This is a genomic window from Dongia rigui (assembly GCF_034044635.1).
GTDB classification, from domain to species: Bacteria; Pseudomonadota; Alphaproteobacteria; order Dongiales; family Dongiaceae; genus Dongia; species Dongia rigui.
Genome location: NZ_JAXCLX010000005.1, coordinates 1 through 17,351 on the forward strand (window position 1 = coordinate 1; position 17,351 = coordinate 17,351).

Annotated in this window: 30 protein-coding genes; all 30 read left to right on the top strand. The window is 62.2% G+C overall.

All coding sequences use genetic code 11. The features are described 5' to 3' along the window. Positions 1-76 (top strand): EF-Tu C-terminal domain-related protein (locus SMD31_RS20895; RefSeq protein WP_211104280.1); only part of this gene is annotated, 76 nt, incomplete at its 5' end. A 27-nt stretch (positions 77-103) separates the two neighbouring features. Then, positions 104-418: a 30S ribosomal protein S10 gene (gene rpsJ / locus SMD31_RS20900; protein WP_298681953.1), complete on the top strand. Its 315-nt coding sequence runs from the start codon at positions 104-106 to the stop codon at positions 416-418. A 14-nt stretch (positions 419-432) separates the two neighbouring features. Beyond that, positions 433-1,125: a 50S ribosomal protein L3 gene (gene rplC, locus SMD31_RS20905; RefSeq protein ID WP_320502885.1), complete on the top strand. Its 693-nt coding sequence runs from the start codon at positions 433-435 to the stop codon at positions 1,123-1,125. A gap of 7 nt (positions 1,126-1,132) precedes the next feature. Continuing rightward, on the top strand, positions 1,133-1,762 hold the full coding sequence (gene rplD / locus SMD31_RS20910) for a 50S ribosomal protein L4 (protein WP_320502886.1): 630 nt from the start codon (positions 1,133-1,135) through the stop codon (positions 1,760-1,762). A 14-nt stretch (positions 1,763-1,776) separates the two neighbouring features. Continuing rightward, positions 1,777-2,091: a 50S ribosomal protein L23 gene (locus SMD31_RS20915; RefSeq protein WP_320502986.1), complete on the top strand. Its 315-nt coding sequence runs from the start codon at positions 1,777-1,779 to the stop codon at positions 2,089-2,091. A gap of 3 nt (positions 2,092-2,094) precedes the next feature. Beyond that, positions 2,095-2,919: a 50S ribosomal protein L2 gene (gene rplB / locus SMD31_RS20920; RefSeq protein WP_320502887.1), complete on the top strand. Its 825-nt coding sequence runs from the start codon at positions 2,095-2,097 to the stop codon at positions 2,917-2,919. Positions 2,920-2,934: 15 nt separating this feature from the next. Beyond that, a complete protein-coding gene (gene rpsS, locus SMD31_RS20925; RefSeq protein WP_320502888.1) occupies positions 2,935-3,213 on the top strand; it encodes a 30S ribosomal protein S19 in 279 nt (92 codons plus the stop codon). Positions 3,214-3,215: 2 nt separating this feature from the next. Next, on the top strand, positions 3,216-3,608 hold the full coding sequence (gene rplV, locus SMD31_RS20930) for a 50S ribosomal protein L22 (RefSeq protein ID WP_320502889.1): 393 nt from the start codon (positions 3,216-3,218) through the stop codon (positions 3,606-3,608). After that, the gene (gene rpsC / locus SMD31_RS20935) at positions 3,608-4,333 is read left to right on the top strand and encodes a 30S ribosomal protein S3 (protein ID WP_320502890.1); all 726 of its coding nucleotides are present in this window, start codon (positions 3,608-3,610) and stop codon (positions 4,331-4,333) included. The genes rplV and rpsC overlap by 1 nt, the downstream gene beginning before the upstream one ends. A 12-nt stretch (positions 4,334-4,345) precedes the next feature. Further along, complete coding sequence (gene rplP / locus SMD31_RS20940) at positions 4,346-4,762, top strand: 50S ribosomal protein L16 (protein ID WP_320502891.1); 417 nt, start codon at positions 4,346-4,348, stop codon at positions 4,760-4,762. An 18-nt stretch (positions 4,763-4,780) separates the two neighbouring features. Beyond that, positions 4,781-4,978, top strand: coding sequence for a 50S ribosomal protein L29 (rpmC, locus tag SMD31_RS20945; RefSeq protein ID WP_407652154.1), 198 nt, complete (start codon positions 4,781-4,783; stop codon positions 4,976-4,978). Between the two features lie 11 nt (positions 4,979-4,989). After that, a complete protein-coding gene (gene rpsQ, locus SMD31_RS20950) occupies positions 4,990-5,235 on the top strand; it encodes a 30S ribosomal protein S17 (protein ID WP_320502892.1) in 246 nt (81 codons plus the stop codon). 40 nt (positions 5,236-5,275) lie between these two features. Beyond that, positions 5,276-5,644 (top strand): 50S ribosomal protein L14, encoded by a 369-nt coding sequence (rplN, locus tag SMD31_RS20955; protein ID WP_320502893.1) that lies wholly within the window; start codon positions 5,276-5,278, stop codon positions 5,642-5,644. 23 nt (positions 5,645-5,667) lie between these two features. Continuing rightward, positions 5,668-5,985 carry a 50S ribosomal protein L24 gene (gene rplX / locus SMD31_RS20960; protein WP_320502894.1) on the top strand — a complete coding sequence of 106 codons (318 nt, stop codon included), beginning with the start codon at positions 5,668-5,670 and terminating at the stop codon, positions 5,983-5,985. A 14-nt stretch (positions 5,986-5,999) separates the two neighbouring features. Next, on the top strand, positions 6,000-6,545 hold the full coding sequence (gene rplE, locus SMD31_RS20965; RefSeq protein WP_320502895.1) for a 50S ribosomal protein L5: 546 nt from the start codon (positions 6,000-6,002) through the stop codon (positions 6,543-6,545). Positions 6,546-6,566: 21 nt separating this feature from the next. Next, positions 6,567-6,872, top strand: coding sequence for a 30S ribosomal protein S14 (rpsN, locus tag SMD31_RS20970; RefSeq protein WP_320502896.1), 306 nt, complete (start codon positions 6,567-6,569; stop codon positions 6,870-6,872). Positions 6,873-6,885: 13 nt separating this feature from the next. Beyond that, a complete protein-coding gene (rpsH, locus tag SMD31_RS20975; protein WP_320502897.1) occupies positions 6,886-7,281 on the top strand; it encodes a 30S ribosomal protein S8 in 396 nt (131 codons plus the stop codon). An 18-nt stretch (positions 7,282-7,299) separates the two neighbouring features. After that, positions 7,300-7,833, top strand: a complete 534-nt coding sequence (gene rplF, locus SMD31_RS20980; protein ID WP_320502898.1) for a 50S ribosomal protein L6 — start codon at positions 7,300-7,302, stop codon at positions 7,831-7,833. Between the two features lie 9 nt (positions 7,834-7,842). After that, the gene (gene rplR, locus SMD31_RS20985; RefSeq protein ID WP_320502899.1) at positions 7,843-8,205 is read left to right on the top strand and encodes a 50S ribosomal protein L18; all 363 of its coding nucleotides are present in this window, start codon (positions 7,843-7,845) and stop codon (positions 8,203-8,205) included. 17 nt (positions 8,206-8,222) lie between these two features. Then, positions 8,223-8,792: a 30S ribosomal protein S5 gene (rpsE, locus tag SMD31_RS20990; protein WP_320502900.1), complete on the top strand. Its 570-nt coding sequence runs from the start codon at positions 8,223-8,225 to the stop codon at positions 8,790-8,792. A gap of 15 nt (positions 8,793-8,807) precedes the next feature. Further along, a complete protein-coding gene (gene rpmD / locus SMD31_RS20995) occupies positions 8,808-8,993 on the top strand; it encodes a 50S ribosomal protein L30 (RefSeq protein WP_320502901.1) in 186 nt (61 codons plus the stop codon). A 12-nt stretch (positions 8,994-9,005) separates the two neighbouring features. Further along, the gene (gene rplO / locus SMD31_RS21000; RefSeq protein ID WP_320502902.1) at positions 9,006-9,497 is read left to right on the top strand and encodes a 50S ribosomal protein L15; all 492 of its coding nucleotides are present in this window, start codon (positions 9,006-9,008) and stop codon (positions 9,495-9,497) included. Positions 9,498-9,603: 106 nt separating this feature from the next. Then, positions 9,604-10,971, top strand: a complete 1,368-nt coding sequence (gene secY, locus SMD31_RS21005) for a preprotein translocase subunit SecY (protein ID WP_320502903.1) — start codon at positions 9,604-9,606, stop codon at positions 10,969-10,971. Beyond that, positions 10,968-11,624 (top strand): adenylate kinase, encoded by a 657-nt coding sequence (locus tag SMD31_RS21010; RefSeq protein WP_320502904.1) that lies wholly within the window; start codon positions 10,968-10,970, stop codon positions 11,622-11,624. The genes secY and SMD31_RS21010 overlap by 4 nt, the downstream gene beginning before the upstream one ends. Positions 11,625-11,804: 180 nt before the next feature. Continuing rightward, positions 11,805-12,182: a 30S ribosomal protein S13 gene (rpsM, locus tag SMD31_RS21015; protein ID WP_320502905.1), complete on the top strand. Its 378-nt coding sequence runs from the start codon at positions 11,805-11,807 to the stop codon at positions 12,180-12,182. 21 nt (positions 12,183-12,203) lie between these two features. After that, positions 12,204-12,608, top strand: a complete 405-nt coding sequence (rpsK, locus tag SMD31_RS21020) for a 30S ribosomal protein S11 (protein WP_320502906.1) — start codon at positions 12,204-12,206, stop codon at positions 12,606-12,608. Positions 12,609-12,784: 176 nt separating this feature from the next. After that, positions 12,785-13,798 carry a DNA-directed RNA polymerase subunit alpha gene (locus SMD31_RS21025; RefSeq protein ID WP_320502907.1) on the top strand — a complete coding sequence of 338 codons (1,014 nt, stop codon included), beginning with the start codon at positions 12,785-12,787 and terminating at the stop codon, positions 13,796-13,798. A gap of 182 nt (positions 13,799-13,980) precedes the next feature. Beyond that, positions 13,981-14,400 carry a 50S ribosomal protein L17 gene (gene rplQ, locus SMD31_RS21030; RefSeq protein ID WP_320502908.1) on the top strand — a complete coding sequence of 140 codons (420 nt, stop codon included), beginning with the start codon at positions 13,981-13,983 and terminating at the stop codon, positions 14,398-14,400. Between the two features lie 125 nt (positions 14,401-14,525). Next, positions 14,526-15,917, top strand: coding sequence for a DegQ family serine endoprotease (locus SMD31_RS21035; protein ID WP_320502909.1), 1,392 nt, complete (start codon positions 14,526-14,528; stop codon positions 15,915-15,917). Positions 15,918-15,934: 17 nt separating this feature from the next. Beyond that, complete coding sequence (locus SMD31_RS21040; RefSeq protein ID WP_320502910.1) at positions 15,935-17,263, top strand: replication-associated recombination protein A; 1,329 nt, start codon at positions 15,935-15,937, stop codon at positions 17,261-17,263. The last annotated feature ends 88 nt before the right edge of the window (positions 17,264-17,351 follow it).

Below are 17,351 nucleotides of genomic sequence, written 5' to 3' on the forward strand. Positions count from 1 at the left end.
TGAAGGCCTGCGCTTCGCGATCCGCGAAGGCGGCCGCACCGTCGGCGCCGGCGTCGTCGCCAAGATCGTCGAGTAAGGCCGTCAGGCCCAAAGGATCCAGGAAATGGAAAGCCAAAATATCCGCATCCGCCTCAAGGCGTTCGATCATCGTGTGCTCGACCAGTCGACCAACGAGATCGTCTCCACGGCGAAGCGTACCGGTGCTCAGGTTCGCGGCCCGATTCCGCTGCCGACCCGCATCGAGCGTTTCACCGTCAACCGTTCGCCGCACGTCGACAAGAAGAGCCGCGAACAGTTCGAGATCCGCACCCATAAGCGGCTGCTCGATATCGTCGATCCGACCCCGCAGACGGTGGACGCGCTGATGAAGCTCGACCTCGCCGCCGGCGTGGACGTCGAGATCAAGTTGAAGAATTAAGAGGAGGGGCACCTATGCGAACCGGCCTCATTGCCCAGAAGCTGGGCATGACCCGCGTCTTCGCCGAAGATGGCGCGCACGTGCCCGTGACCTTGTTGAAGGTCGCTGGTTGTCAAGTCATCGCGGTCCGGACCGAAGAATCGAACGGCTACAACGCCGTTCAGCTCGGTCTCGACAAGGCGAAGGTTAAGAACGTCTCGAAGGCCCAGCGGGGCCATTTCGCCAAGGCGAAGGTCGAGCCGACCAAGAAGATCGCGGAATTCCGCGTCGACAAGGATGCGCTCCTCGAAGTGGGCGCCGAACTGTCGGCTGATCATTTCGTCACCGGCCAGTTCGTCGATGTGACCGGCACCACCATCGGCAAGGGTTTTGCCGGCGGTATGAAGCGCTGGAACTTCGGCGGTCTGCGCGCGACCCACGGCGTCTCGGTCTCGCACCGCAGCCTTGGTTCGACCGGTCAGCGTCAGGATCCGGGCCGTACCTTCAAAGGCAAGAAGATGGCCGGCCACATGGGCGACGAGCGTGTCACCACGCAGAACCTCAAGGTCGTCGGCACCGATCCCGCGCTCGGCATCGTCATGGTGAAGGGCAACGTTCCGGGCCACGAGGGCTCCTACGTCCTCATTAAAGACGCCGTGAAGCGTCCTTTGCCGAAGGACGCGCCGTTCCCGGCCGCCCTTAAGGGCAAGGCCGAAGCGGCGGAGTGAGGAAATCATGAAGCTCAAGGTCATCGACATCAATAACAAGCCGCAGGGCGAGATCGAGTTGGACGACACCACGTTCAACGACATCTTCGGCCGTCCGGTTCGCAAGGACATCCTGGCCCGTGTGGTCAACTGGCAGCTGGCCAAGCGCCGCTCCGGTAACCACAAGACCAAGGAAATCGGCGACGTTTCCGGCACCACCAAGAAGCCGTATGCCCAGAAGGGCACCGGCCGCGCCCGCCAGGGTTCGCTGCGCTCGCCGCAGTTCCGTGGCGGTGCGACCATTTTCGGCCCCGTCGTGCGCAGCCATGCCCACGATCTGCCGAAGAAGGTTCGCGCCCTCGGCCTGAAGACGGCTCTCTCAGCCAAGGCCAAGGAAGGCAAGCTGATCGTCCTCGACAGCGTCGGCGCCGACGCCAAGACCAAGGACGTGGTCGAGAAGTTCAACGCGCTCGGCTGGAAGTCGGTTCTTCTCATCGAAGGCCCGGCGGTCACCGAGGGTTTTGCCCGCGCCGCCCGCAACATCCCGCATGTCGACGTGCTGCCGCAGCAGGGCGCCAATGTGTATGACATCCTGCGCCGCGACACCTTGGTTCTCACCAAGGACGCTGTGCAACATCTGGTGGAGCGCCTGAAATGAGCCGCGCACGTAAGATGGTTACGCCCAAGGTGAAGCTCTCTGAAGCAGCGATGCTGGAGATCATCCGTCGCCCCCATGTGACCGAAAAGTCGACCATGGGGTCGGAGCACAACCAAGTCACCTTCAAGGTGCCGCTCGATGCCAGCAAGCCGGAAATCAAGGCTGCGGTCGAGGGCGTGTTCAAGGTGAAAGTGGACGCCGTCAACACCATCCGTGTCGAAGGCAAGTCCAAGCTGTGGCGCGGCCGTGCCGGCAAGCGCCCGGATTTCAAGAAAGCGATCGTGACCCTCGCCGAGGGCCACAAGATCGACGTGACGACGGGGATCTAAGCCATGGCCTTGAAGACATTCAAGCCGACCTCCGCCGGTCGCCGCCAGCTGGTGCTGGTCGACCGTAAGGAGCTCCATAAGGGTGAGCCGGTTAAGGCTCTCACCGAGGGTCTCAAGAAGTCGGGTGGTCGCAACAACTATGGCCGTATCACGGCCTTCCGTACGGGCGGCGGTCACAAGCGCCGTTACCGTATCGTCGACTTCAAGCGCAACAAGTTCGACGTCGCTGCGACGGTCGAGCGTTTGGAATACGATCCGAACCGCACGGCGTTCATCGCCCTCATCAAGTATCAGGACGGCGAACTGGCCTACATCCTGGCGCCGCAGCGCTTGAAGGCCGGCGACCAGGTCGTCTCCGGCGAGCGCGTCGACGTGAAGCCCGGCAATGCGATGCCGCTGCGGTCGATCCCGGTCGGCACCATCATCCACAATGTCGAGCTGAAGCCCGGCAAGGGTGGCCAGATGGCCCGTTCCGCCGGCACCTTCCTGCAGCTGGTTGGCCGCGACCAGGGCAATGCGCTGCTGCGCATGCCCTCGGGCGAAGTCCGCATGGTGAAGTCGGAGTGCATGGCGACCATCGGTGCGGTCTCCAACCCGGATCAGCAGAACACCTCGATCGGCAAGGCCGGTCGCGCCCGTCATCTCGGCTACCGCCCGACCACGCGCGGTATCGTGATGAACCCGGTCGATCACCCGCACGGTGGTCGTACCAACGGTGGTCGCGCCTGGGTCACCCCCTGGGGCAAGCCGACCAAGGGCAAGAAGACCCGTCATAACAAGAAGACGGATGGCCAGATCCTGCGCCGCCGTCACGCAGCTAAGAAGTAAGGAGGGCGACAGAATATGACTCGCTCCGTTTGGAAAGGCCCGTTCATCGACGGCTATCTGCTGAAGAAGGCAGAGACCAGCCGCGCCTCGGGCCGCAACGAGGTGATCAAGACCTGGTCGCGCCGTTCGACCATCTTGCCGCAATTCGTCGGCCTCACCTTTGGCGTCTACAATGGCCAGAAGTTCCTGCCGGTCCTCGTCAACGAGAACATGATCGGCCACAAGCTCGGTGAGTTCTCGCCGACCCGGACCTTCCACGGCCATGCCGCCGACAAGAAGGCTAAGAGGGCCTAAAGATGAGCAAACAGAAGAAAGCACGCGCGCTGAAGGATACCGAGGCGAAGGCCGTTGCCTCGGTCGTGCAGACCACGCCGCGCAAGCTTAACCTTGTTGCACAAATGATCCGCGGTCTCGGCGCCCAGCCGGCCCTGGCGGCCCTCACCTTCTCCAAGAAGCGTGCGGCCCAGGACGTCAAGAAGGTGCTGCAGGCGGCGATCGCCAATGCCGAGAACAACCACTCGCTCGACGTCGACCGGCTGTTCGTGGCCGAAGCCTATGTCGGCAATAGCTTCCGTCTGAAGCGTTTCCACGCCCGCGCCCGCGGCCGTGGCGTGAAGGTGGTGAAGCTCTGGAGCAACCTGACCGTGGTCGTGCGTGAGCGCGCCGAAGTCGCCGAGGAGGCAAAGTAATGGGTCAGAAAGTCAATCCGATCGGGCTGCGCGTCGGTATCAACCGCACCTGGGACTCGCGCTGGTTCGCCGATAAGGACTATGCCCAGCTCCTTCATGAGGATCTGCGCCTCAAGAAGTACCTGACCGACCGCCTGAACCAGGCCGGCGTCGCCCGCGTCGTCATCGAGCGTCCGGCCAAGAAGGCCCGCGTCACGATCCACACGGCGCGTCCGGGTGTCGTGATCGGCAAGAAGGGCGCCGACATCGAGAAGCTGCGCGGCGACCTCTCGAAGATGACCGGTTCGGAAGTCAGCCTCAACATCGTCGAAATCCGCAAGCCGGAAATCGATGCCAAGCTGATCGCCGACAACATCGCCCAGCAGCTGGAGCGCCGCGTTGCGTTCCGCCGCGCCATGAAGCGCGCCGTTCAGTCGGCGATGCGCCTTGGCGCCCTCGGCATCCGTATCAACTGCTCGGGTCGTTTGGGCGGCGCTGAAATCGCCCGTCTCGAATGGTACCGCGAAGGCCGTGTGCCGCTGCACACCCTGCGCGCCGAGATCGATTTCGGTGAGGGTACGGCAAAGACGACCTACGGCACCTGCGGCGTCAAAGTCTGGGTGTTCAAGGGTGAGATCATGGCCCACGACCCGATGGCCATGGACAAGCGCGTTCTGGAGCAGCAGGCAGCCGGTGGCTCAGGCCATCAGGGCGGCGGATCCGATCGCCGGTCCGAGCGAGCGTAAAGGAATAGGAAGATGCTTTCTCCAAAGCGAACGAAATTCCGCAAGGCCCACAAGGGCCGTGTTAAGGGCGTGGCAAAGGGCGGCTTCTCGCTCGACTTCGGTGCCTATGGCATGAAGGCGATGGAACCCGGCCGTATCACGGCGCGCCAGATCGAAGCGGCCCGCCGCGCCATCACGCGTCACATGAAGCGTGTCGGCAAGGTGTGGATCCGCATTTTCCCGGACGTGCCGGTCAGCCGCAAGCCGGCCGAAGTGCGCATGGGTTCCGGTAAGGGCAGCCCCGAATACTGGATCTGCCGCGTGAAGCCGGGCCGCATCATGTTCGAAATCGACGGCGTTCAGAAGTCGCTGGCGGAAGAGGCGTTTACGCTGGCCTCCGCCAAGTTGCCGATCAAGACGCGCCTCGTCAGCCGTCTCGGCGAAGAATAAGGAACGAGGTACTTGATCATGAAGGCGAAAGACGTCGCCCTGAAGACCGAGGACCAGCTCAAGGCTGACCTCGTCAACCTGAAGAAAGAGGCCTTCAACCTGCGCTTCCAGCGCGCGTCGGGCCAGCTCGAGAACACCGCGCGCGTGCGCGTTGTTCGTCGTGACATTGCCCGTATCGAAACTTCGCTGCGCCAGAAGGCGCTGGTGAAGGCGTAAGGAGAGAGAGAATGCCCAAGCGCGTTCTGCAAGGCACCGTGGTCAGCGACAAGACCGACAAGACCGTCACCGTTCTGGTCGAGCGTCGCGTCATGCACCCGGTCTATAAGAAGTTCATCCGCCGTTCGAAGCGTTACGCTGCGCACGATGCGGACAACAAATGCAAGGTCGGCGACGTGGTGTTTATCCAGGAATGCCGTCCCTTGTCGAAGACCAAGCATTGGGAAGTGGTCGATGCTGCCACTGCCCAGGCTTAAGTCTGAAATCGCGTAATTGTAACGAGAAGGATCTCGAACCATGATCCAGATGCAAACGAACCTGGATGTTGCCGATAATTCCGGCGCGCGCAGGGTGCAGTGCATCAAAGTGCTGGGTGGCTCACATCGCCGCACAGCCGAGGTCGGCGACGTCATCGTCGTGTCGATCAAAGAAGCCATTCCGCGCGGCAAGGTGAAGAAGGGCGATGTCCATCGCGCCGTCATCGTGCGCACCGCCAAGGAAATCCGCCGCGCCGATGGCAGCGCCATTCGTTTCGACCGCAACGCCGCGGTCCTCATCAACAAGCAGGGTGAGCCCATCGGCACCCGCATCTTCGGCCCGGTGACTCGCGAGCTCCGCGGCAAGAAGTTCATGAAGATCATCTCGCTCGCTCCCGAAGTGTTGTGAGCGCGAGAGGCAAGGTGCTGAAAATGGCAACGAAGCTTAAAGTCAAGAAGGGCGACAAGGTGGTTGTGATCACCGGTCGCGACAAGGGCAAGACCGGCGAGATCATCGAGGTCAACCCCGCTGAAAACCGCGTCAAGGTGCGTGGCGTCAACCTGGTGAAGCGTCACCAGAAGCAGTCCATGCAGACCCCGGGCGGCATCATCGAGAAGGAGGCGACCATCCACGTCTCCAACATCTCGCATGTTGACCCCAAGACGCAGAAGCCGACCCGTGTCGGCTACCGGACCGAAGGCGAGGAGAAAGTCCTCTTCGCGCGCGGTTCGGGCGAAAAGATCCGTTAAGGGAGCGCTAGGAAATGGCTCGCACCCGTTTGCAAGATCACTACGACACCGTCGTCCGTCCGGCCTTGATGAAGGAGTTCTCCTACAAGAACGCCATGGAAGTGCCGAAGATCGAGAAGATCGTCATCAACATGGGTGTTGGTGAAGCGGCTGCCGACAGCAAGAAGATCAACGTGGCCGTCGAAGAGTTGACCGCCATTGCCGGCCAGAAGCCGGTGGTGACGAAGGCTCGCAAGTCGATCGCCGTCTACAAGCTGCGCGAAGGCATGTCGATCGGTACGAAGGTGACGCTCCGTCGCCAGCGTATGTACGAATTCCTCGATCGCTTGATCACCATCGCGCTGCCGCGCGTCCGCGACTTCCGCGGCGTCAACGGCAAGAGCTTCGATGGTCGTGGCAACTACGCGCTCGGTCTCAAGGAACAGCTGGTGTTCCCGGAAATCGACTACGACAAGGTCGATGCCATCCGCGGCATGGACATCATCATCGTCACAAGCGCCAAGACCGATGCTGAGGCCAAGGCGTTGCTGAAGGGCTTCCAGATGCCCTTCATCAATTAAGCCTGAGCCGGAGGAAAAATTATGGCTAAGACTAGCTCTGTTCAGAAGAACAAGAAGCGCGAGAAGATGGCGAAGCAGTACGCTGCCCGCCGCGCGCGCCTCAAAGCCGTGGCTGACAACGAGGACCTGCCGATGGAAGAGCGCTTTGCGGCGCGCCTGAAGCTGGCCGAACTGCCGCGCAATTCATCCAAGGTCCGCATCCGCAATCGCTGCGAGCTGACCGGTCGTCCGCGGGCGACCTATCGCAAATTCAAGCTTTCGCGCATTGCGTTGCGCGAGCTCGCTTCGACCGGCCAGATTCCTGGCATGGTCAAGTCGAGCTGGTAAGGAGCAAGAGATCATGGCAATGAACGATCCCTTGGGAGATCTCCTGACGCGCATCCGCAACGGCCAGAAGGCCCGGATGTCCGCAGTGACCAGCCCCGCTTCGCGTCTTCGGGCCAACGTGCTCGATGTGCTCAAGCGCGAAGGCTATATCCGCAACTACAGCGTCGACGGCACGAAGCCTGGCGGCGAGATCACGGTCGAGCTCAAGTATCACGAGGGTCAACCCGTGATTCAGGAGATCGCCCGCGTGTCGACCCCGGGTCGCCGGGTCTACTCGCGCATCTCGGATCTGCCGCGCTACTATAATGGCCTCGGCATCTCCATCCTTTCGACGCCCCGTGGCGTTCTCTCGGACAGCGAAGCGCGTACCCAAAACGTGGGTGGCGAAGTGCTGTGCCGGGTGTTCTAAGCGAGGAGATGGAAAATCATGTCTCGCGTTGGTAAAAATCCCGTCGCCCTGCCGCAAGGTGTCAGCATTGATCTCGCCGGCGGTCTCGCCACGGTGAAGGGCAAGCTCGGCACGCTGAAGCTCCCGATCTCGTCTCATGTCGAGGTCAAGGTGGAAGGTGACAAGGTGTGGGTGAAACCCATCACCGAAACGAAACAGGCTCGCATGAGCTGGGGCGCAACCCGCGCCAATCTCAAGAACATGGTCGAAGGCGTCTCCAAGGGCTTCACCAAGAATCTTGAGATCAACGGCACCGGTTACCGCGCCGCCGTCCAGGGCAAGAACCTGCAGCTGAATCTCGGCTACAGCCACGACGTGAGCTATCCGATCCCGGAAGGCATCACGGTGAAATGCGAAAAGCCGACGTCGATCTCGATCACCGGGTTCGACAAGCAGAAGGTCGGCCAGGTGGCCTCGGAAATCCGTGAATACCGCAAGCCGGAGCCCTACAAGGGCAAGGGCATCAAGTATTCGGACGAGACCATCCTGCGCAAGGAAGGCAAGAAGAAGTAAGGACTGGACATGTCGAAAACGAAAGAACTTTTCGAGCGCCGCAAGGCGCGCGTCCGGACCTCGCTCCGGAAGAATGCGATCGGCCGCCCGCGTTTGTCGGTGTTCCGTTCGGGCATGCATATCTACGTTCAGATCATCGACGACGTGAACGGCAGCACGCTTGCCGCCGCCTCGACGGTGGACAAGGAACTGAAGGGCAAGCTCAAGACCGGCGCCAACATCGACGCTGCCAAGGCTGTCGGCAAGCTCATCGCCGAGCGCGCTGCCACCAAGGGCATCAAGGAAGTCGTGTTTGATCGCGGCGGTTACATCTATCACGGTCGGGTCAAGGCCCTGGCCGACGCTGCCCGCGAAGGCGGGCTGGCGTTCTAAGGAAGGGACCGAAAATCATGGCCAAACCAGCAAAGAGCGAGCGTCGCGACCGCGAGCGTCGTGACCGCGAGGCAGAGCCCGAGCTCATTGAAAAGCTTGTCGGCATCAACCGCGTTGCAAAGGTGGTGAAGGGCGGCAAGCGCTTCGGCTTTGCCGCGATCGTCGTCGTCGGCGACGGCAAGGGCCGCGTCGGCCACGGGTCGGGCAAGGCGCGCGAAGTGCCGGAAGCCATCCGCAAGGCGACCGAACATGCCAAGCGCGGCATGATCCGCGTCGCCCTGCGCGAAGGCCGCACCCTGCATCATGACGTGACGGGCCATTTCGGCGCCGGCCGCGTCGTGCTGCGCGCTGCCGATGCCGGTACCGGCATCATCGCCGGCGGTCCGGTCCGCGCGATCTTCGAAGCGCTCGGCGTCAATGACGTCGTCGCCAAGTCGGTCGGCACCTCGAACCCGCACAACATGATCCGCGCCGCGTTCGACGCGCTCAATCATTGCTCCTCGCCCCGCTCCGTGGCTGCCCGCCGCGGCAAGAAGGTGAGCGACGTGATTGGCCGCAAGGACGCCGCCGCCGAAGCCCGCGAATAACGGGGGAACTGAAAAATGGCTGACAAAGTCAAGATCACCCAGGTCGCCAGCCGCATCGGTCGCAAGTTCGACCAGCGCGACACGCTGAAGGCCCTCGGCCTCGACAAGATGAACCGTTCGCGCGTGGTTGAAGACACGCCGTCGATCCGCGGCATGATCCGCAAGGTCCAGCACCTGCTGCTGATCGAACCGGTGAAGTAAGGAACAGAAACGATGAAGCTTCATCAGCTTTCCGATAACCCGGGTGCGCGCAAGAAGCGCATCCGCGTCGGCCGCGGTATCGGTTCGACCAAGGGCAAGACCGCCGGCGTCGGTGGTAAGGGCCAGCATGGTCGTTCCGGCGTCGCCATCAACGGCTTCGAAGGCGGCCAGATGCCGCTCTATCGTCGCCTGCCGAAGCGCGGCTTCAACAACATCTTCCGTCTCGATTTCTCGGAAGTGAATCTTGGTGCGCTCCAGGACGCGATCGAATCGAAGCGTCTCGACGCCTCGAAGCCGATCAACGGCAAGGCCCTGAAGGCCGCCGGCCTCATCGGCCGCGTCCGTGACGGCGTCCGCCTGCTCGGCAAGGGCGAACTGAAGGCCAAGATCAACATCACGGTCGTCGGTGCCACCAAATCGGCGATCGCCGCGGTCGAGAAGGCCGGCGGCAAGGTGACCGTCAAGGCGCCGAAGAAGCCAAAGGCCGAAGAAGCCCAGGCCTAAGGAACAAAGTTCGGGCCTCCGCCGACATCCGACAGGATGACAAGCGGGGGCCCGATCCCCATATACCACCCGGATTTCTCCGTTCCGACGCGCCGATAGGTAAAGTATGGCCTCCGCTGCTGAACAACTTGCCGCCAATATCAATTTCGGCGCCTTCGCCAAAGCCGAAGAGCTCAAGGCGCGCATCTGGTTCACGCTTGGTGCCTTGATCGTCGCGCGTGTCGGCGCCTATATCCCGCTGCCGGGTATCGATTCGGCGGCTTTTGCCGCGATCTTCCAGCAGCATTCGGGCGGCGTGCTCGGCATGGTCGACATGTTCGCCGGCGGTGCCATCAGCCGCATGACGGTGTTTGCCCTGGGCATCATGCCGTACATCTCGGCCTCGATCATCATGCAGCTCCTTACCTCCGTCTCGCCCCAGCTTGAGGCGTGGAAGAAGGAAGGCGAGTCGGGCCGCAAGAAGATCAACCAATACACCCGCTACGGCACGGTCATCCTCGCCGTGGTCCAGGCGCTCGGCATGGCCAATGGCCTGCAGAACATGGCCGGCCCCTCGGGCGGTGCCGTCATCAATCCCGGCATGATGTTCGTGCTGGTCACGATCGTCACGCTGACCGGCGGCACCATGTTCCTGATGTGGCTGGGCGAGCAGATCACGGCCCGCGGCATCGGCAACGGTATCTCGCTGATCATTTTCGCCGGCATCGTCTCGCGCCTGCCGACGTCCTTGGGTCAGCTCCTCGAGCAGCTCTGGGCCGGCTCGATCTCGGGCTTCCTTGTGCTCACCTTCGCCGTGCTGGCCGTCGTCGTCATCACCGGCATCGTCTTCTTCGAGCGCGCGCAGCGTCGCCTGATCGTCCAGTATCCAAAGCGCCAGGTCGGCAACCGCATGTTCGGTGGCGAATCCTCGCATCTGCCGATGAAACTGAACGCCTCGGGCGTCATTCCGCCGATCTTCGCTTCGTCGATCCTGTTGCTGCCGCTGACCATCGCCGGCTTCACCGGCAACCAGGAAGTCGCCAGCTCTGGTGGCATCTTCGGCGACACCATGCAGTGGATCCTGGTCCATTTCGGCCACGGCAAGCCGCTCTATATCCTCTCTTACATCCTGCTCATCGTGTTCTTCGCCTTCTTCTACACGGCGATCGTCTTCAATCCGGAAGACACGGCCGAGAACCTGAAGAAGCATGGCGGTTTCCTGCCCGGCATCCGTCCCGGCAAGAACACGGCCGATTACTTCGACTACGTGCTGACGCGCCTCACGGTCATCGGTGCCGCCTATCTCGCGGTCATCTGCGTCCTGCCGGAAATCCTCATCGCCAATTACGCCATGCCGTTCTATTTCGGCGGCACCAGCCTGCTCATTGTCGTGTCCGTCACCATGGACACCGTCGCTCAGATCCATTCGCATCTGCTGGCGCACCAATATGAAGGCCTGTTGAAGAAGTCCAAGCTGAAGGGGCGGCGGGGATGAAACTGATATTGCTGGGCCCGCCGGGGGCGGGTAAGGGGACCCAAGCAAAGCGTCTATTCGATCGTCATCACCTGGTTCAGCTGTCCACCGGTGACATGCTGCGCGCCGAGGTGGCGGCGGGCACGCCGCTGGGGGTCGAGGCCAAGAAGCTGATGGAAGCCGGCCAGCTGGTGCCGGACGCGATCGTCATCGGCATGATCGAGACGCGCATCGACCAGCCGGAAGCCAAGGACGGTTTTGTCCTCGACGGTTTTCCGCGCACCGAAGCCCAAGCTGTCGCCCTCGACGAGATGCTGGGCCGGCACAAGGCCCGGATCGACGGCGTCATTGAACTCGCGGTGGATGAGAACGCGCTGGTTGAGCGCATCTCCGGCCGCTATGCCTGCGCCAAATGCGGCGCTGGTTATCACGATAAATTCCAAAAGCCGAAGGTTGCCGGCGTTTGCGATTCCTGCGGCGGTACCGACTTCACGCGCCGCAAGGATGACAACGCCGAAACGGTCAAAGCCAGGCTGGTCGCCTATCGCCAGCAGACGGCCCCGATTCTCCCCTATTACAAGGGTAAGGGCTTGCTGCATCAGGTGGACGGCATGGCGGAACTTGATGAAGTCACCAAGCAGATCGAACAAGTATTAACGAAGATCAAGCATTAACCATTTGATTTCGTTAATAAATTAGAATCGCCGCAAACGCGGTCGGATGGTTGACGGGCAAGCATTTAGCCATATAATGCGCGCCTTCTCGACCCACCCGGCTGAACCCTGGGGTTCGGGCGTTTCGACTTGCGTCAATCCAGGGATTGGCGTTGATCGTATGAATTAAGGAGAGCCGACGTGGCGCGTATTGCTGGCGTGAACATCCCGACGCAAAAGCGGGTGATCATCGCACTGACCTACATCACCGGTATTGGCCCGAAGAAGGCTGAGGAAATCTGCGCGAAAGTCGGTATTCCGGCCGAACGCCGCGTCCATCAGCTGACTGACGCCGAAGTCGGTAAGATCCGTGAAACCATCGACCAGGACTACATGGTCGAGGGCGATCTGCGCCGTCAGGTTGCCATCAACATTAAGCGCCTGATGGATCTCGGCTGCTACAAGGGCCTGCGCCATCGCAAGGGCCTGCCGGTCCACGGCCAGCGCACCCACACCAATGCCCGCACCCGCAAGGGCAAGGCGGTTGCGATCGCCGGCAAGAAGCAGGCGACGAAGTAATCTTAAGGATCGGACGATAAAATGGCGAAAGCTGCAGCAGCTGCACAGGCGGGTCGCGTTCGTAAGCGCGAGCGCAAGAACATCACGTCGGGCATCGCCCACGTGAATGCCTCGTTCAACAACACCATGATCACCATCACCGACGACCAGGGCAACACGGTTGCTTGGGCTTCGTCCGGCGCGCAGGGCTTCAAGGGTTCGCGTAAGTCGACCCCGTATGCCGCCCAGGTCGCTGCCGACGTCGCCGCGAAGAAGGCGATGGAGCATGGCGTGAAGACCCTCGAGGTCGAAGTGAAGGGTCCGGGTTCGGGCCGCGAGAGTGCGCTCCGCGCCCTGCAGGCTGCCGGCTTCACCATCACGTCGATCCGTGACGTGACGCCGATCCCGCATAACGGCTGCCGCCCGCCGAAGCGCCGCCGCGTCTAAGAGAATATCGGTTCCGGCACTCTCGGGTGCCGGCGCCATGCACGACGTGTGCGGGAAGCAACGCTTCCCGCCATACGCGTTTCTAGGGCATCCCTCTGGAAACCACCGCCAAATCGGATCGCCGGATCGGGAACGACAGAATGGTTTCCGGCCGGATTTGAGAAAGGATACGACCCGTGATTCAGAAGAACTGGACTGAGCTGATCAAGGCGAACAAGAAGTTCGACGCCGGCTTCGACGGCAAGCGCGCCGGCACCCTCGTGATGGAACCGCTTGAGCGCGGCTTTGGCCTGACGCTCGGCAACGCGCTGCGCCGCGTGCTGCTCTCCTCGCTGCAGGGTGCGGCCGTGACCGCGATCCACGTCGATGGCGTTCTCCACGAGTTCAGCTCGATCCCGGGTGTCCGCGAAGACGTGACCGACATGGTCCTCAATGTGAAGCAGATCGCGCTTCGCATGGGCGGCGATGGCCCCAAGCGCATGCGCCTCAAGGCGCAAGGCCCGGGCGAAGTGAAGGCCGGCCAGATCGAGGTCGGCCATGACATCGAAGTGTTGAACCCGGATCTCGTGCTTTGCACGCTCGACCAGGGTGCCAACCTTTCCATGGAATTCACCGTCGAATCCGGCAAGGGCTATGTGCCGGCCTCCAACAACCGTCCGGAAGATGCGCCGATCGGCCTCATTCCGGTCGATGCCATCTTCTCGCCGGTGAAGAAGGTTTCCTACAAGATCGATAACAGCCGCGTCGGCCAGGTCACCGATTACGACCGCCTGTCGCTGTCGATCGAAACCAACGGTGCCGTGACGCCGGAAGACTCGCTGGCGATCGCCGCCCGCATCCTCCAGGACCAGTTGCAGCTCTTCATCAACTTCGAAGAGCCGACCGCTGCCGTTGCCGAAGTCGCGACCTCCGAGCCGCCGTTCAACCGCAACCTGCTCCGCAAGGTCGACGAGCTCGAGCTCTCGGTCCGTTCCGCCAACTGCCTGAAGAACGACAACATCGTCTATATCGGCGATCTCGTTCAGAAGACCGAAGCGGAAATGCTGCGCACGCCGAACTTCGGCCGCAAGTCGCTCAACGAGATCAAGGAAGTTCTCGCCCAGATGGGTCTCCATCTCGGCATGGAAATCCCGAACTGGCCGCCAGAGAACATCGAAGACCTGGCCCGCCGTCTCGACGAGCCGTATTGAGTTTTTAAATCAGCATGGACCGGCTGACAGGCCGGTCCATGTATCTGGGTCATGGTGACCCGCCCCTGCCGTGCCTGAAGAGCAAGCTTTGCGCCGGATTTGGGATTGCCATCGGATCTACGACGGCCGCCGAGACACTCGCCGGCACAACGTCGCAGGCCAGACACGAAGGAGCTAAGATTATGCGTCATGGTATGAGCGGCCGTAAACTCAACCGCACCAGCAGCCACCGCAAGGCGCTGTTCATGAATCTCTCGCAAGCGCTGATCAAGCACGAGCAGATCACCACCACGCTGCCCAAGGCCAAGGATCTGCGTCCGATCGTGGAAGGCCTGATCACCAAGGGCAAGAAGGGTGGCCTCGCCAACCGCCGCCTGCTCATCGCCCAGCTGCAGAACGAAGCGCTGGTCGAGAAGCTGATGACGGTTCTGGCGACGCGCTACAAGACGCGCGCCGGCGGCTACACCCGCATCCTGAAGGCGGGTTTCCGTCATGGCGACATGGCACCGATGGCCGTGATCGAGTTCGTCGATCGCGACGTCAGCGCCAAGGGCCAGGATTCCGGCCCGAAGCAGGACAAGGCCGCGGCGGACGCCGCCTGACCCGGCGGGCTTGTCAAAGCCGAACAGTTACGGAAAGGGCGGCCTTGCGGGCCGCCCTTTTTGCTATCATCTAATAACCGCACCAACATGACCGTTCATTCCGGACACGAGACGTCAGGCATTTCATGAAAACGATCTGGGCCGCCTTCTCCGCGTTTCTGCTCTTGAGCGCCCCCGCCGTGGCGCAGGAAACCGTGCCTGCGAGCCAGGCGCAGATCGACCTGACCTTTGCCCCCCTGGTGAAGGCGGCGGCACCCGCCGTGGTCAACATCTATACCCGCACCGTGATCAAGCAGCGTGCGACGTCGCCCTTCTTCGACGACCCGTTCTTCCGCCAGTTCTTCGGCGACCAGTTCAAATCGGGGCAACCGAAGGAGCGCGTGCAAGGTGCCCTCGGCTCCGGCGTCATCGTGCGCACCGACGGCCTTATCGTCACCAACAACCATGTCATCAATGGCGCGGACCAGATCCGCGTCGTGCTCAATGACAAGCGCGAATTCGAAGCCAAGGTGGTGGCGGCTGAAGAACGACTCGATCTCGCTCTGCTCAAGGTCGACACCAAGGGCCAGGCTTTGCCTGTCCTCTCATTGCGCGATTCCGACGATCTCGAGGTGGGGGATCTGGTGCTCGCAATCGGCAATCCCTTTGGTGTCGGGCAGACCGTCACCTCGGGCATCGTCTCGGGCGTCGCCCGCACCAATACCGGCATCGGCGATTTCGGCTATTTCATCCAGACCGATGCGGCGATCAACCCAGGCAATTCCGGTGGCGCGCTCATTTCCATGGACGGCAAGCTGGTCGGCATTCCGACAGCGATCTTCTCCAAGACCGGTGGCTCGGTCGGGATCGGCTTTGCCATTCCCAGCAACATGGTGGCGGCGGTCGTGAAGGCCGAAGGCAATGGCGGCAAGCTGGTGCGGCCCTGGATCGGCGCCGCCGGCGAAACCGTCACCAACGACATCGCCCAGAGCCTTGGCCTGCCGACGCCCGGCGGCGTCGTGGTGCAGCAGCTTTATGCCAAGGGCCCGGCCGAACAAGCCGGCATCAAGCCCGGCGACATCATCACCGGCGTCAACGGCCGCGAGGTCGAGGATCCGGAAGGATTGCGCTTCCGGCTTGCGACCCTGCCAGTCGGCGAAAAGGCGACGCTCAACCTCATCCGCAAGGGCAGTGTCGTCGACCTCCCTGTCGATCTTATCGCTCCGCCGGAGAAGCCGACCAACGAGACCCTGCTGGAGGGGCGCCAGCCCCTCTCCGGTGCCTTGATCATCGACCTGTCGCCGGCAACCGCCGATGAGCTCAACATCAGTGCCTGGGACGGCGTCGCCATCGCCAAGATGAAGCGCGGCAGCATCTCCGATCGCGTCGGCTTCGAAGCAGGCGATATCATTGTGAAGATCAACGACAAGGACATCAAATCAGCGGCCGAACTCGCGGATCTGATGTCGTCGCTGCCGGCGCCCTGGACCATCACCGTCAATCGTGGCGGCAAGGTCAAAACCTTCGATCTCGATTGACGCGGGGGGCTGGGATCGTGAGCGGTCTTTTCGAATCCCAGGCACCCCGTCCGCTCGCCGATCGCCTGCGCCCGCAGAAACTTGCCGACATCGTCGGCCAGGACCACCTCATTGGTCCCAACGGGCCGATCTCCCGCATGCTGGCGGCGGGTCAGGTCTCGTCGATGATCCTCTGGGGTCCGCCCGGCTGCGGCAAGACGACGCTGGCCAAGCTCCTCGCCGACGGCATCGACCTCCATTTCGAACTGCTCTCGGCGGTCTTTTCCGGTGTCGCCGATCTCAGGAAAGTGTTCGAAGCGGCCCGCGAACGCCGCCGCATGGGCAAGGGCACGCTCCTGTTCATCGACGAGATCCACCGCTTCAACCGGGCACAGCAGGACGGCTTCCTGCCCTATGTCGAGGACGGCACCATCGTGCTGGTGGGCGCCACCACCGAGAATCCGTCCTTCGAGCTCAACGCCGCGCTGCTCTCCCGCTCCCAGGTCTTCGTTCTTAACCGCCTCGATGCCGCGGCCGAAGAGTTGCTGCTGACCCGCGCCGAAGACCTGATGGGATACCGCCTGCCGCTGAATGCAGAGGCCAGGGCAGCGCTGCTCGACATGGCCGATGGCGACGGCCGCTATCTCCTCAACCTCGCCGAGGAGCTGTTCCGCCTGCCGCCGGACGTTGAATTGGATCCAGCCGGTCTCGGCAAAGCCGTGCAGCGGCGGGCGCCGCTTTACGACAAGGCGCAGGAAGGTCATTACAACCTCATCTCCGCCCTTCATAAATCGTTGCGCGGATCGGACACCGACGCTGCCCTTTATTGGTTTGCGCGCATGCTGGATGGCGGCGAAGACCCGCTCTATATCGCAAGGCGCCTGGTGCGTTTCGCGGTCGAGGATATCGGCCTTGCCGACCCGCAGGCACTGCACCAGGCGATTGCCGGCTGGGACACCTATAAGCGCCTCGGCTCGCCCGAGGGGGAGTTGGCCCTGGCCCAGGTGGTCATCTATCTGGGTACGGCGCCCAAATCGAATGCCGCCTACAAGGCATATAAGGATGCACGACGGGCAGCCAAGGCCAATGGCTCGCTGATGCCGCCCAAGCACATCCTCAATGCGCCCACCAAGCTGATGCAGCAACTGGGCTACAGTGCCGGCTATGAGTACGACCATGATGCCGAGGACGGCTTTTCGGGCCAGAACTATTTTCCAGACAGCATGCGGCGCGAGCGCTTCTATCGTCCGGTCGAGCGTGGCTTCGAACGCGATTTGCTCAAGCGCCAGGAATATTGGGAGAAGCTGCGCGCCAAACGCCAGCAGCCCCGGGCAACGGCGGCCAAGGATGATGACAACGAGGCGTGATCCACCAATTCACACCTAGACTGTCTGGTTCAGTCGGCTGCGGCGGCGTTAACGAACGCAAGGCGCCCGGCGCGCAATTCGCGCCAAA